Annotated in this window: 13 protein-coding genes; 1 reads left to right on the top strand and 12 read right to left on the bottom strand. The window is 64.3% G+C overall.

The features are described from left to right. Positions 1-289 precede the first annotated feature (289 nt). From OH491_RS19385 to OH491_RS19420, 8 genes are all read right to left on the bottom strand, one after another. On the bottom strand, positions 290-895 hold the full coding sequence (locus OH491_RS19385) for a class I SAM-dependent methyltransferase (protein ID WP_068770014.1): 606 nt from the start codon (positions 893-895) through the stop codon (positions 290-292). Positions 896-913: 18 nt separating this feature from the next. Beyond that, on the bottom strand, positions 914-1,705 hold the full coding sequence (locus OH491_RS19390) for a tetratricopeptide repeat protein (RefSeq protein WP_068770013.1): 792 nt from the start codon (positions 1,703-1,705) through the stop codon (positions 914-916). A 79-nt stretch (positions 1,706-1,784) separates the two neighbouring features. Further along, on the bottom strand, positions 1,785-3,458 hold the full coding sequence (locus OH491_RS19395; RefSeq protein WP_068770012.1) for an FAD-dependent oxidoreductase: 1,674 nt from the start codon (positions 3,456-3,458) through the stop codon (positions 1,785-1,787). Between the two features lie 154 nt (positions 3,459-3,612). Further along, positions 3,613-6,924 carry an efflux RND transporter permease subunit gene (locus OH491_RS19400; protein ID WP_068770011.1) on the bottom strand — a complete coding sequence of 1,104 codons (3,312 nt, stop codon included), beginning with the start codon at positions 6,922-6,924 and terminating at the stop codon, positions 3,613-3,615. Then, entirely contained in the window at positions 6,921-7,964 is a 1,044-nt protein-coding gene (locus tag OH491_RS19405; RefSeq protein WP_068770010.1) for an efflux RND transporter periplasmic adaptor subunit, read from the bottom strand. The genes OH491_RS19400 and OH491_RS19405 overlap by 4 nt, the downstream gene beginning before the upstream one ends. A gap of 24 nt (positions 7,965-7,988) precedes the next feature. After that, the gene (locus OH491_RS19410; protein ID WP_334319243.1) at positions 7,989-9,299 is read right to left on the bottom strand and encodes a TolC family protein; all 1,311 of its coding nucleotides are present in this window, start codon (positions 9,297-9,299) and stop codon (positions 7,989-7,991) included. Positions 9,300-9,310: 11 nt separating this feature from the next. After that, a complete protein-coding gene (locus OH491_RS19415) occupies positions 9,311-9,487 on the bottom strand; it encodes a DUF6132 family protein (protein WP_334319242.1) in 177 nt (58 codons plus the stop codon). Between the two features lie 21 nt (positions 9,488-9,508). Next, positions 9,509-9,745 (bottom strand): YgaP family membrane protein, encoded by a 237-nt coding sequence (locus tag OH491_RS19420; RefSeq protein ID WP_084442310.1) that lies wholly within the window; start codon positions 9,743-9,745, stop codon positions 9,509-9,511. Between the two features lie 68 nt (positions 9,746-9,813). Here OH491_RS19420 and OH491_RS19425 point away from each other — a divergent pair, with 68 nt between their 5' ends. Then, positions 9,814-10,164 carry an ArsR/SmtB family transcription factor gene (locus OH491_RS19425; protein WP_334319241.1) on the top strand — a complete coding sequence of 117 codons (351 nt, stop codon included), beginning with the start codon at positions 9,814-9,816 and terminating at the stop codon, positions 10,162-10,164. Between the two features lie 632 nt (positions 10,165-10,796). Here OH491_RS19425 and OH491_RS19430 read toward each other — a convergent pair. The 4 genes from OH491_RS19430 to OH491_RS19445 are packed head-to-tail and all read right to left on the bottom strand — an operon-like array spanning position 10,797 to position 13,150. Continuing rightward, a complete protein-coding gene (locus OH491_RS19430) occupies positions 10,797-11,003 on the bottom strand; it encodes a type II toxin-antitoxin system VapC family toxin (RefSeq protein ID WP_342750638.1) in 207 nt (68 codons plus the stop codon). After that, positions 10,979-11,320 (bottom strand): hypothetical protein, encoded by a 342-nt coding sequence (locus tag OH491_RS19435; RefSeq protein WP_145928730.1) that lies wholly within the window; start codon positions 11,318-11,320, stop codon positions 10,979-10,981. The genes OH491_RS19430 and OH491_RS19435 overlap by 25 nt, the downstream gene beginning before the upstream one ends. Then, the gene (locus OH491_RS19440; RefSeq protein WP_084442309.1) at positions 11,289-12,548 is read right to left on the bottom strand and encodes an IS1634 family transposase; all 1,260 of its coding nucleotides are present in this window, start codon (positions 12,546-12,548) and stop codon (positions 11,289-11,291) included. The genes OH491_RS19435 and OH491_RS19440 overlap by 32 nt, the downstream gene beginning before the upstream one ends. Beyond that, entirely contained in the window at positions 12,548-13,150 is a 603-nt protein-coding gene (locus OH491_RS19445) for a DUF4277 domain-containing protein (protein ID WP_342751111.1), read from the bottom strand. Before OH491_RS19445 ends, OH491_RS19440 begins: the two co-directional genes overlap by 1 nt. Between the last annotated feature and the right edge of the window lie 165 nt (positions 13,151-13,315).

Genomic DNA, 13,315 nt, shown 5'->3' on the forward strand with positions numbered 1-13,315 from the left:
TCGCCTAAATATAAAAAAGCCATAATCGTAAACGCCTATGCCTCGCCCTGCGTAACTAGTTTATTATTAGTAAAATAGATAGACAAAACAAATGAAGCAATCATTGTGCCCGCATGGCACGACCAATACGGACACTTGAGGCGGACGAAGAGCAACGCAGGCAACTGGAGGCGATCATAACGCAGGCCACTCGTCGGCCGGAGGTCGTCGAGAGAGAACGGAACAGCCCCCCAACCTATGCGTATGACCACATGGACTGATTTGGCGGCAGGCCCCTGCAAGATAGTGGCTACTTTTGGGGTTTGCGTCCCACGACCTGAACTATGGCGGCCCGGCCGCGGTGGCCAGGGCCTTCCACCACGTCGCGTTCGATCTCCCGGGCCACGAGAAGGTTCAGACCAGCGAGCTCGGTGTGGAGATCATCAAGCTGCATAAGCAGCACGAGGTCCTTCGGCCCACCGGTATTGAAGGCCAACTGGGCGGGCGTGTAGGCTTCCAGAATGAAAATGCCGCCCGGCTTCAGCCCGTGCACGACTGCAGCGTGGAGGTTACGGCGCAACGGCGACGGCAGGTGGGCAAAGATCGAGATAATGCCGGCCCATCTGCCCGGGGAGATCGGATAGGTGGCTAGATCGGTGACGACGGTTTCCAGCGTCACACCCCACGTTGCGGCGAGCCGTTGTGCCTTGTCCAGACCGACGGAGGATTGATCCACCGCGGTCACACGATGCCCGAGCGTGGCGAGATGGACGGCGTTACGTCCCTCGCCCTCGGCCAGGCAGAGTACCGAACCGTCTGGAATTAGCGACGCCATTGCGGCGAGAAACCCGTTGGGCTCCGTGCCGTAGAAATGCCCGGTGGCAGCGTAGCGTTCATTCCAGTGGTCAGCGTCCATGGTCGAAGCGAATTGGATTTACGGGTTTGCTGCCATGCTGAAGCGGCGATGCAATTCCTTGCTGAGCGGATGGCGCGCACCAAGGAGCTTGAAGATCGCGAGGCAGGCGCGCTTTGCGGCGCCATCGGCGTAACGCACGCTTTCTTCCATCGAGGAAATCAACAGTCGCAGCGCCTCGCCAAAACGCCCGGCCCGCAGTTCGGCCAGGCCGCCGAGCAGAGAGAGCTTGGCGGAATAGTCCGGCAACGAGTCCGGCGCGAGCGCCAGCACGTGGGCAAACAGGCGCACGAGCCCGGCCTCGTCGCCGGTCCGGTCGCGCACAAGGGAAAGCGCGGCGGCGGGATCGCAGAACACGGTGGCGAGCGCGAGCAGGCTGGCGGCGGCATCGTCTGGCGCGGTGGCGCACAACGGTGAGAGGCGTTTTTCCGCCTCGGCGAAATGACCCGCGATGATCTGTTCCCGCGCAAGGTCCAGCTTGGTCCGCATGGCGGAGGGCAGGCTGTCCTCCAGCCATTTGCGGATCCGAGTTTCGGGCAGCGCGCCGGTGAACGCCGCGATCTGGCGTCCGCCGTGGAAGAGGCGCACATCAGGGATGTCGCGCACGCCGTGCTGCGCGGCGAGGCAGGGATTCGCGTCGGTGTTGACCGTCACGAGCGCCCAACGCCCTTCAGCCGCGGCAGCGAGTTTTTCGAGGGAGGGCTTGAGTATCCGACACGGGCCGCACCACGGTGCCCAAAAATCAACCAACACGGGCAAGGTGTGGCTCTGTGCAATGACATCGGTGGCAAAATCAGTGACTTCGTGATTCATGGTTTGCGGAAGGAAGGGTGTGTTTCGCGGTCGTGATGATGGCGCGCAGGAGAGAGCTGTTTGAATTGGAGAGAGAAGGCTAAGGCGTTGGCAGTTTGGCCGGTGTGCGCGGATCCACGGTGGCGCGAAGGCCGCCGGTGAGCGATTGCACGGAGAAGCCGTGCAGCGCGAGGATGCACGCGGCGAAATACGAGGTTTTGCCAAGGGCGCAGACCGTCACGGCCGGGCGTTGCGGATCGAGTTCGGCTACACTCTGGCGGAGTGCGGTGAGGGGGATGTTGATCACGCCGGGATGCGGCACGGGGTGCTTCTGCGCAAGTGAGGGCGGGCGGACGTCGACGATTTGCACGGCGGGATCGTCGGGCAGCGTCTCGATCGGAGAAACGAGGCCGTCGCGGGTGTTGCAGGCCGTGAAGCCGGCAAGGTTGACAATGTCCTTTGCCGAGCCGAACGGCGGCGCGTAGGAGAGTTCGAGTTGGGAGAGATTGTCGATGGTGAGTCCTCCGGCGATGGCGGTGGCGATCACATCGAGACGCTTATCGACGCCGGCGAGCCCGGTGGCTTGCGCGCCGAGGATGCGGTCATCGGTCGGATCCCAGAGAAGCTTCAGCAGGATCGGTTTCGCTCCGGGATAATAGCTGGCGTGGTGGTTATCGTTCACCGTCACCGTGCGATAGGGACGTCCGGCGGCGCGGAGGCGTTTCTCGGACCAGCCCGTGAGGCCAGCCGCTACGTCGAAGGCGCGGACGATCGCGGTGCCGAGCGCGCCGGGCAGCGGCTTCGCCTCGGCGGGGCGGAAGATGTGGTCGGCGATGGCGCGGCCCTGCCGGTTGGCGGGGCCGCCGAGCGGCACGGCAGCCGGCTCACCGGTGACGAGGTCGCGCACCTGGATAGCGTCGCCCGCGGTGTAGATATCGAGATCGTTGGTGCGGAGAAATGCGTCGGTGCGGATGTGACCGCGCGGGCCGAGTTCGAGGCCAGCGTCTTTGGCCAGTGCGGTCTCCGGGCGCACCCCGACGGCGAGCACGACGAGGTCAGCGCCGAGCGAACGGCCGGATTTGAGCCGGCAGGAAAGCGCCCCACCAGCCGTCGCGAAACCGGCAATGGCGTCGCCGAGGAAAAGCTGCACGCCGCGGCGCTTGAGCTCGTCCTCCATGAGCAGCGTCATGGGCTTGTCGAGCGGCGGCAGGAGCTGGTCGAGCAGCTCAACGAGCGCGACTTCCTTTTGCAGGTGCACGAATTGCTCGACCATTTCGAGGCCGATGAAGCCGGCGCCAATTACGGCCACGCGTTGCGCAGCGGCGGCGGCGGATTTCAAGCGGTCCATGTCCTGCAGCGAACGCAAGGTGTGGATGCGTACGTCGTCGATGCCGGGCAACGGCGGACGCAGCGGCGAGGCGCCGGGAGCAAGGACGAGCTTGTCATAGGACAGCCATTCTTCGGCGCCGATGGCGAGCTTACGCAGCCGGACGCGCTTTGCGGCGCGGTCGATGGCGACGGCCTCGGTGCCGGTGCGGACGTCGAGATTGAGCATTGCCTGAAGGGTCTGCGGTGTTTGCACGGCCAGCGCGGCCCGATCCGTGATTTCCCCTCCAATATGGTAGGGCAGGCCGCAGTTCGCGAAGGAGACATCGGGACCGCGTTCGATGAGCGTGATCCGGGCGGACTCGGAGAGGCGGCGTGCACGGGCGGCGGCCGAGGCCCCGGCGGCGACGCCGCCGATGATGACAAGGCGGAATGGTTGTGTGGTCATGACGGGAGATGAGGCAAGATGGTCAGGAAGAAAGGGGAGTCCCAGGGCATATGCGTGCCGGACGCATCACGACGAATGTCAGGAATGCGGCGACGAGCAGAAGGATGATGTGATCAAGGGCCATGTGAATTGGCGGAATGCGGAGCGGGAGTTTTCAGCGCGAGTACCGGCTGGTCATGAAGTAGAGCACCGGCACGGCCAGACGGCTGATGAGCAGCGAGGCGATTTCGCCGAACATGAGGCTGATCGCGAGGCCTTGGAAGATCGGGTCGGCCAGGATCACGCTCGCGCCGACGACCACCGCGAGCGCGGTGAGCAGCATGGGGCGGAAACGCACCGCGCCGGCCTCGACCACGGCGTCGCGCAACGAGAGCCCGTGCGAGCGGCGCAACTCGATGAAATCGACGAGGATGATCGAATTGCGGACGACGATGCCCGCGCCGGCCATGAAACCGATCATCGAGGTGGCGGTGAAGAACGCGCCCAGGCCCCAGTGCGCCGGCAGGATGCCGATGAGCGAGAACGGGATGGCGGCCATCACCACCAGCGGCGTGACGTAGTTTTTGAACCAGCCGACCATGAGCATGTAGATCAGCACCAGCACGGCGGCGAAGGCCAGGCCGAGGTCGCGGAAAACCTCCAGCGTGATGTGCCATTCGCCGTCCCATTTCATCGCGGGCTGCCGCGGGTCGAACGGCATGCCCATGTTGAGGATCTCAAGCCTCGGCGAGTCGCCGCCGAATTCGCGCGCGTCGATTTTTTTCAACTCGCGGTTCATCGCAAACATCGCGTAGGCCGGACTCTCGACCACGCCGGAGACGTCGGCGGTGACGTAGGTCACGGGCACGAGGTTCTTGCGGTAACGGCTGCGCTCGCCCGGCAGGCGCTCGAGGCGGACGAGTTCGGAGAGGGGCACGAGCGGCGCCGCCGGATCGGCGGAACTGCGGACGCGGAGCGCAAACAGATCCTCGGGCCGACCTTTCGCGGCGCGCGGCAGTTCGATGACGACGGCGATGTCCTCGCGTTCGTCGGGCAGATGCAGGAGGTCGGCGGCAAAGCCGGACGTGGCGAGTTCCAGCGCCTGGGCGATGTCGGCCTCGGTGAGGCCGGAGAGGGCTGCCTTCTTCTTGTCCACGACGTAGCGGACCTTGGGCTGCCGGGCCTCGACATACCAATCAATGTCCACGACGCCCTCGGTCTGCTCCATGATCAAGCGTACGCGTCGGGCGAGGGCGAGGCGGGCCTCCTCGTTCGGTCCGTAGATTTCAGCGACGAGGGTCTGGAGCACGGGTGGGCCGGGCGGCACTTCGGCCACGGCGGCCGAGGCCCCGTGTTTTGCCGCGATGGCGGCGACCTTGGGGCGAATGCGCCGGGCGATGTCGTGGCTTTGCTCTGAGCGCTCTCCCTTGCCGACAAGGTTGATCTGAATGTCGGCGACATTCGGGCCACGACGCATGTAGTAGTGGCGGACGAGGCCGTTGAAATTGAACGGCGACGCGGTGCCGGCGTAGATCTGGCAGTCGCGCACCTCGGGCTCGTCGCGCAGCGCGGCGGCCATTTCCTGGGCGATGGCGGTGGTGCGCTCGAGCGTGGTGCCCTCGTCGGTGTTGAGGATGATCTGGAACTCCGACTTGTTGTCGAAAGGCAGCATCTTGATCTTCACCGCGCCGAAGGGGACGAGGCTGATCGCCCCGAATAGCAGCACGACGATGCCGACGACGAACGCCCGGCGCCAATGCGCATGGTCGAGCAATGGATCCATCACCTTGTGATAGAGCCGTGTCGACCAATCGTCGGGCGCGTGATCGTGATCCATGGCCTTGGCTGCCGTTTCCGAGGCATGGGCTCCACCGTCGGTTCCTGCGGCAGGGGACGGTTTGTGCAAGTGGCGCTTGAGAACGCGAATCGCGGCCCAAGGCGTGACGCTGAAGGCGATCAGCAGAGAAAACACCATCGCGGCGGTCGAGCCGATGGGAATCGGACGCATGTAAGGGCCCATGAGGCCGCCGACAAACGCCATCGGCAGGATCGCGGCGATCACCGCCCAGGTGGCGAGCACGGTCGGATTTCCCACCTCGTCAACCGCGTCAAGCGCGACCTGCGTGAGCGGTTTCTTCTCAGCGCCGGGCATGCGCACATGCCGAACAATGTTTTCGACGACCACGATCGCATCGTCGACGAGGATGCCGATCGAGAAGATCAGCGCGAAAAGCGTGATACGGTTGAGCGTGTAGCCGTAGAGATAGAAGACGAGGAGCGTGAGCGCGAGGGTCGACGGAATAGCCAGCAGCACGACGAGCGACTCGCGCCAGCCAAGGAAGAAGAGGATGAGCAGCGCGACGCCGAAGACGGCGATGCCCATGTGGAGGAGCAGTTCGTTGGACTTCTCGGCAGCGGTGTGACCGTAGTCGCGGGTCACCGCGATCTGGACATCCGCGGGCAGGAGCCGGCCTTGCAGGTCGTCAACCTTGGACAGAACGGTGTCAACGACATCAATGGCGTTCGCGCCCGGGCGCTTGGCGATGCTGAGCGTGACGGCGGGCTGCAAGCCGGAGGGTTGCCCGCCCGCCGACGCTCCGGCGCCGGAACCAAAGAAAACGTAGTTGGCCGGCTCCTCGGAGGTGTCGCGCACGGTGGCGACATCGCGGAGATAGACCGGGCGATGCTGAAAGACGCCCACGACGACAGTGCCGACATCGGCGGCATCGCGCAGGAAAGCTCCGGTTTCGAGCAGGACTTCGCTGTCGCCGGTTGGAAGCGAGCCGAGCTGCGCCTGATGGTTGGCGTGCCGGAGAGCGGGCGTGAGTTGCGTGACAGAGAGATTGCGCGCGGCGAGGGCGACAGGATCGAGTTGCACGCGCACGGCGCGCCGCACCCCGCCAATGAGCGTGGTCTCGGCAACCTGCGGAATGGATTTGATCTCGTCGTCGAGCTGTGCCGCGAGGCGTCGAAGCGTGAGGTGATCGTGGGTGGCGCTGTGGAGCGTAAGCGCGAGCACGGGCACGTCGTCGATCGTGCGGGGCTTGATCAACGGCAGACTGCCACCGAACGGGATGCGGTCGAAGTTGGCCTGGAGCTTCTGGTTGAGACGAACGAGTGCGGCCTCGATGTCGGTGCCGACCTTGAAGCGCACGATGGTCATCGCGTTGCTAGGATTCGATGTAGAGTAGAGATATTCGACTCCCGGTATTTCCCAAAGGAGTTTCTCCATCGGACGGATCATGCGGTTCTCCACCTCCGCCGCGGTCGAGCCCGGCATCGAGACGATGACGTCGACCATGGGCACCTTGATCTGCGGCTCCTCCTCGCGCGCAAGCATGAGCACGGCGAATGCCCCCATGAGAATCGAGGCGGCGATGACGATGGGCGTCAGCCGCGAATCGATGAACAATGAGGCAAGGCGGCCGGTGAAGCCGTATTTCGGAGACGCGTCGCCGGGGGTGGTGTTGCGGGTTGCGGTGCTCATGGTTTCACCTCCACCGGCTGGCCGTCGCGGAGGCTGGCGGCTGGCGGGCCGGCAACGACATGTTCACCGGCGGCGAGGCCGGCAAGGATCTCGATTTGTTCGCCGCGGCGGGCGCCCGTCTTCACGAATCTGAGCACGGCTTTCCCATCGGCGACGACGAAGACGCGCTCCATCTGCCCAAACGGGGTGACGGAGCTTGCGGGCACGACGAGCGCCTGGCCTCCGCCGGCCGGCCATGCGACGCGGGCAAACTGTCCCGAGCGCACGGCGGCGCGGGCCGGCAGGTCGATCTTGGCCAGCAGGGTGTGCGCGATCGGGTCGAGCGCCGGCGAGATTTCCGCGACGCGTCCGGGCAGTTCAATCTTGCCGACCCAGATGAGCGCGGAGGTGCCGACCGGGATGTCGGCGAAGCTTTCGGGCACCTCGACCTCCACGCGTTGCCGGTCCGGGTTCTCGATTTCGAGGAGCGGGCCACCTGCCGTGGCGAGGTCACCTTCGTTGACGAAACGACGGGCAATCACGCCATCGAACGGCGCCGTGATCACGGTGTAGCCGAGCATGGCGCGCGCCTCGGCGACGGTGGCCTCCATGAGGCGCACGCGATCCTCAAGGCTGCGCACGGTCTCGGCCGCGCTGGCGTTTTTCGCGAGCAGACTGGTTTCGCGTTCGAGGTCGCGGCGAGCCTGGCCGAGACTGGCCTCGGCTTGCGCGAGGCGGGCCCCCATCTCGTTGGCGGAAATCCGGACCAGAACATCGCCGGCCTTCACCGACTGTCCGAGGACGACAGAAAGGCTTTCGACGGCACCCGTGACCTTGGGCGCGAGCGCGGCGCGCTCGACCGCGCGAACCGTGCCCGGCAACTCAACGCTTCGCGATTCGGTGACCGCGCGCACTTCGGCGGTGCGAACGGCCGCTGTCGGGAGCGCGGGAGCGGGGGGACGCTCGCGGCCGCAACCGGCCAGGGCGAGCGCCAGACCGGCAGTCAGGGCGCGGACCGAAAATGCCTGTCGGAAAAGAGGAAGTATGCAGGGACGGATCATGACATTGAAGGCAAAGGTTTCGTTTTACTTGGGGATTACCGGCAGGCCGGAGGCGCGGCGAAATTCCACGACGGCGATGCGCTCGTTGGCGAGAGCGACCGCCCGCCGCATGCGCGCCTCGGTCAGCCGCGTTTCGACGCCGATCAACTCGGCAGTGAGCAAGACGCCTTTCTCGAACCGCTCGCGGCTGATGCGGGCGGCCTCGTCTGCCTGCTCTATCAGACTGGCTGTGACGGCCAGCTGTTCGAGTGCGAGTTGGTGGGCAAGCCGCGCCTGCTCCAGTTCCAGCCCGAGAGAGAGTTCTAGGCGGCGCAGGCCGGCCCGAGCTTGCTCGACCTCCGCTTGTGCCTGATTTATCCGGCCCGGGGTAAGAGGACCATCGAAGAGCGAGACCTCGGCCTGGATGCCGGCCACCCAGCTGCGTCCATCGCCGTTGCGTCGCCAGCCTTGGTCGTGCTGGTAACCGGCGAAGGCGTTGACGGTCGGGCGCCGCGCCCTGCGAACGGCCGCCAGGTTCTTTTCGGCGGCCGCAACGCGCCGCCGCATGCCCTGCAATTCGGCGCGATTGACGATCGAAGGGGTCTCAGGCGCGGCAAAGGCGGTCGCGGAGGCATCGGCTTGATCGAGGACAACGGAATCCGTTTCTTCCCCGCCAAGCAGGAAGAAAAAATACCGATCGGCAAATTCGGCTTGATGACGCGCCTCAAGCAGCCGCTCGCGAATCTGAGCCAGTTGCACCTTGAGATTGAGCAGCTCGCTGCGGATCAACTGACCGGCATCGAAACGCAACTCGGCGAGGCGGTGGCTTGCCTCCATCGCAGCCACTGCGGCCTCCAGCGCGCCCACGCCTTCGCGAGTCTGCCGGATGTGAAAATAAGCGCACGCGACCTCGGCGGCCAGTTGCTCAAGCGCCACGGCCTGCTCAAGCTCGGCGGCTTCGGCGATGTTTTGAGCGGCCTCCTTTCGGGCGCTGGCACGGCCGCCGGTGTAGAGATTGTAGCCGAGCGTCACGGTGGCATTGAAGTTGTCGACCCGGCCGGGGTGGTTGAAATCAATGCCGGAGTTGAAGGCACCCTGGCCAAGGATCGTGCCGAAGGCGTGCATTGGGTTGTCGGTCTGCACGTATCCGGCCTTGAGCGAGAGTTGCGGCCAGTTGGTCGCGGAGGCTTGGGCCAGCATCGCCCGTGCGGCGTTCACCCGTTCCCGGGCGATGGCCGCATCGGGGCTGGTGGCCTGTGCCTCGGCGACTGCCGAGGCGAGGGTCCAGGGCGTGGCTCCAATCGCGGGAACAACCGCGAAGATTGTGACGAGGGCGAGGAGAACGCAGGGCTTCATGGAAAAAAGGCTCAGCTGCGGAGATTCAAGCAGGCGAACAGCAAGCCGACGCTTCCTCCATAAATGGCACCACGCCACCAAGTGCTGGTGAGGGGGCAGGTGCCGGAGGAGCATTGGCCGAAATACCCGATCACCGCGCCCAGTAGGGCGCCGGCAAGAATGGGCAAAAGAAAGTGGAGGAATTTCATAGCGACGGACGCACGGTGGAATCAGCGATCTCCGCCCTGCCTGCCGTTATTGTCGCAGGAGCGGGCGTGCGGGGTGGCGGGAAAGATTTTTGCCAGGATATTCTCCGCCGGGCAGAAGCTGGTAAAAGCGGATTGGATGAGGTTCACGCCGACGAATGCGGCGAGCAGCAGCCACCACAGACTGACGAGGTGGCCGAGTGCGAGGCTGGCCAGTACCATGGTGCCGGCGAGGATGCGGATGCGGTATTCAAGTTTCATGGAATAATTCATATTTGACCAAATGGGCATATGTCCATATGGTTATATTTAGAATAAGATTGTCAAGTATGTTTTCCGAAATTTCTTTTCTTCCTATGGCGAAGGATATTCCTCCCCAGACCATCGAACTGATCGCCGAGCGCTTTCGCGCCTTGGGCGAGCCGGTTCGGTTGCAGATTCTGATGGCCTTGCGCGAAGGCGAACGGACCGTGTCCGACTTGGTGGAGTTACAAGGCACGAGCCAGGCCAATATCTCAAAACATCTCCGCATCCTGACCGCCAGTGGGTTCCTCAAACGCCGCAAGCAGGGGCTGAATGTTTTTTATGCGATCTCCGACAAGGAAATTTTCGACATGTGTGAGATGGTCTGTGGCGGCATCCGGAAGCAGTGGGAAGCGCGAGCGAAGCTTCTGGGCTGATATGGCCACCCTTTCAGCCCGGAAGCAGAAAAGCATGACATCTAAAATTGAATTTCCGAAAGGGAATGCGGATTCGGCTCCTCCTCCGGCATCATTTAGCATCGCCTCCGCGCCCGTCGGGTTGCTCGTTCAGAGCTGAATTTGCCTTTTGTTTCGCCGTCGTGCAGACGCAATCGTGTAATACTTGTCGGTAGAGTGCAAAAAGTTCAGCAAAAAGACGGAACATGGTAAGAGATTGGGGGAAAAGAAAAACCACCAACCAGAGACCAAGACCCCATGATCCGCCCGAAGAGGAACTTGAAGACAAAGGAAGCGCGAGCAAATGCTGGCGCTGTTTGAAACGACGAGGCGATGATGAACCCTCCCCGGAGCAAGCTCCGGGGTATCACAGAAAGGGGCTTCGTCCCGATGACAGCGGGCGGCATCCATCTCCACAGCAAGCTGTGGAGTATTGAGCCGTCCGGAATAAAACTACTTAGGCCACGGTGCAGTAAGCGCAGGAAGCGGAGATGGACAAGGCGCTGGGTGCCGACAAGGGCGCACGCACGGACCAGCGTCACGGCTACCGATGTCGTCCATCACCACGCTTCACTTCCGCAATGTGGACACCTCACATAGGCCTTGAGGCTGGGTCATGAGAAAATAGCAACGCCGGCCGCCTTGGCGGCTTTCGCGAGGGCACTATCCGAGGTTGCGAGAGATGCACCACGGCGCATGGCAAGTTCCAGGTAAGCCGCATCGTAGATCGTTAGACCATATTGACGCGCAAGTGCGGCTGTATCGCTGACCGCATGCTGGGCGGTTTCATCGTCCGTTACGACAGGCAAAGCCGCAACCAAGTGGAGCGCCTCCGTGATATCCGCGTGCGGCGCACCGTGATTTCGCCAAAACCAGTAACGAAGGTCCGTTCGTGTCCGGCCGACAGGCGCGTGAGCGCACGTTGGCAGTAGGGGCAGCGCGGCGGGGTCGCCTCCGCTTTCTTTTGCGCCCCAAGCTCAGCGGCTTGCCGCAGCAACTCCCGCCCCTCCGCGGCGAGTTGGTCTTCGAGATGCCTGAGGTTCTCCGCCTCCGCGCAGGCGAACGCTTCGATCCGATCCTCCATCCGCGCGGCTAGCCCGAGTTCGTCAGTTTGCGGAACGGTTTTGTTGCGGTGCAAGGTGTTGCGGCGATTCCGAGGCGTTTTTCGGCACTACATTCGCGACGATGCGCGGGCCTTTCGGCAGACGCAGGCCAAGGTGGGCGAGCAATTGGGCGGTCGCCGGTTCAGGCGTGGCGACCACGCGCAGGCGCAGTTCGGTGCGCATCGTGCCGCGCAGGACCGGTAACAACACATCGACGCTTTTCACTCCGGCCATTTGCGTGACCAGTTGCCGGGCGCAGGTGCCCAGACCCTTGGCGCACATCCATTGCTCAAGTGTCCGCCACAGGGCCAGCGCGAGGAAACACACGAGCAGATGCGCCTGCACGCGGTCCTCCTTGTGGTGAAAAATCGGCCGCAAGCCCAGGTCGCTTTTGGCGGTGCGAAACGCCGCTTCCGCCTGCGTGAGCTGGATATACCAGCGCCACAATTGGGCCGGGTCGGTTTCCTCGCAGTTGGTGCGCAGCAGATACGCGCCTTTCTGGCGGTGCGCTTTTTGGCCCGCGTCCACGGCGCTGGCGATCTCCAGGCCGATGGCGCGGCCGGCCGCATCGCGCTGGACCGTGGCCTGGACGATCGCCGCGGCGGCGGGAAACTTGCCCAACGCCCGGCCGATCCGCCGGCCCACCGCCTCCTGATCGGTTTGCGGCTGGCGTCCGAGCCAGGCCGCGATGCGGCCGAGTGCCGCGGTCAGACCCTTGCTCTGGCGCTGGAGCATCGCGCGCTCTTTTTGCGCACGCGCTCCACTGCGGCACAGGACGTATTTTTCGCCCGGTGGTCCGTCAGGGTGCACGACGAAGCGCACTTCCAGCCCGGCCTGCGCCTCCTGCCAGTCGGACTTTCCCAACAGCGCCGCTTCGTGGTGGCGCAGCCAGCTCTTCGGCGTGCCCACGAGGTAACGCGCTTTGCGTCCGCGCAAAAACGCGATGTTCGCCTCGCTGACCATGCCGCGGTCCATGACCCAGATGCGTTCGGCCATGCCGTATTTGGTTTCCATGGCCGCGACGATCTCCTCGACCGTGGTGACGTCGGCGCGGTTGCCCGCAAAAGTCTCAAAGGACAGCGGCAGTCCCTCCGGCGTGCAGACCAGGCCGATGCAGACCTGCTTGCAGTCGCCGCGGCTGTCGCGCGAGTAGCCGCGCCGGGCCTGCGCATTGCGCTCCGCCACGCCTTCGAAGTAGGTGCTCGTCACGTCGTAGAGCAGAAACTCGAACCGCACGCCGAACCACTGCCGGTAACGCGCCATCAGGTGCGCACAGCGCGCCCGCGTTGGCTGAGTTGATCGAGCGCGCGGTAGAGCCGGGCGTCGTTGACCGCCGTGGGATCGATGCCGAGCAGATCGTCGAGCGCGGTGGTCTCATACCAATGCTCCGCAACGCCGAGTTCCGAGCGTTGCGCACAGAAGCGGGCGACGGTGAGCAGCGCCGCCATGTGCGACCAGGCGACCGACTCGCGGCCGGCCGGCAGCAGTGCCGCGAGCAACTCGTCGAGTTTGAGCCGGTGCCAGAGCGCGAGCCCAAGGTAGCTTTCACCAAAATCACGCGTGCGCTCGACGCGCAGGCCACCGACATCGGCGCGCTCCCACTGCACGGGCGGTGCCGCCGGAATCGCAGGCATCAAACCCGGCAGCCCGGCGGTTTTGGCCGCGGACGACGGCGCCTCGCCGCGGAGCAGCGCAGTCAAATCGTCCCAGCCGCCGCGCAGGCCGGCGACTTCCGCTTCGTCCAGCTTGCCGAGCGAGGCGACGACCCGCTGGCGCGGTCCCCGCGCGGTGCGCACCGTCTCGCACAGGTGCCAATAGCTGTAACCGATGCCGCGCGCCTTCTTGTTTTTCCGCCGCAGGAACATGCCGCCAGTATCGCAGGAAACCCGGCGGCCAACAAGAGGGTGTTCGGCACTACATTGACTTGGCGAACGAGTCTCCCTCGTAACCGCAACCTCGCCCCGGAGGCCTTGCCTCTGATACCTTTTTGGGCCAATACACGAACTGACGAACTCGGGTTAAGGGCACGC

The sequence above is a fragment of the Termitidicoccus mucosus genome, assembly GCF_038725785.1.
Taxonomy (GTDB): domain Bacteria; phylum Verrucomicrobiota; class Verrucomicrobiia; order Opitutales; family Opitutaceae; genus Termitidicoccus; species Termitidicoccus mucosus.

Bases quoted from the DNA above. Each gene is read 5' to 3' on its own strand.
- OH491_RS19420 (WP_084442310.1), bottom strand. From the start codon at position 9,745: ATGAAACTTGAATACCGCATCCGCATCCTCGCCGGCACCATGGTACTG.
- OH491_RS19445 (WP_342751111.1), bottom strand. From the start codon at position 13,150: ATGTTCCTGCGGCGGAAAAACAAGAAGGCGCGCGGCATCGGTTACAGC.
- OH491_RS19405 (WP_068770010.1), bottom strand. From the start codon at position 7,964: ATGATCCGTCCCTGCATACTTCCTCTTTTCCGACAGGCATTTTCGGTC.
- OH491_RS19400 (WP_068770011.1), bottom strand. From the start codon at position 6,924: ATGAGCACCGCAACCCGCAACACCACCCCCGGCGACGCGTCTCCGAAA.
- OH491_RS19415 (WP_334319242.1), bottom strand. From the start codon at position 9,487: ATGAAATTCCTCCACTTTCTTTTGCCCATTCTTGCCGGCGCCCTACTG.
- OH491_RS19390 (WP_068770013.1), bottom strand. From the start codon at position 1,705: ATGAATCACGAAGTCACTGATTTTGCCACCGATGTCATTGCACAGAGC.
- OH491_RS19425 (WP_334319241.1), top strand. From the start codon at position 9,814: ATGTTTTCCGAAATTTCTTTTCTTCCTATGGCGAAGGATATTCCTCCC.
- OH491_RS19440 (WP_084442309.1), bottom strand. From the start codon at position 12,548: ATGGCGCGTTACCGGCAGTGGTTCGGCGTGCGGTTCGAGTTTCTGCTC.
- OH491_RS19410 (WP_334319243.1), bottom strand. From the start codon at position 9,299: ATGAAGCCCTGCGTTCTCCTCGCCCTCGTCACAATCTTCGCGGTTGTT.
- OH491_RS19385 (WP_068770014.1), bottom strand. From the start codon at position 895: ATGGACGCTGACCACTGGAATGAACGCTACGCTGCCACCGGGCATTTC.
- OH491_RS19395 (WP_068770012.1), bottom strand. From the start codon at position 3,458: ATGACCACACAACCATTCCGCCTTGTCATCATCGGCGGCGTCGCCGCC.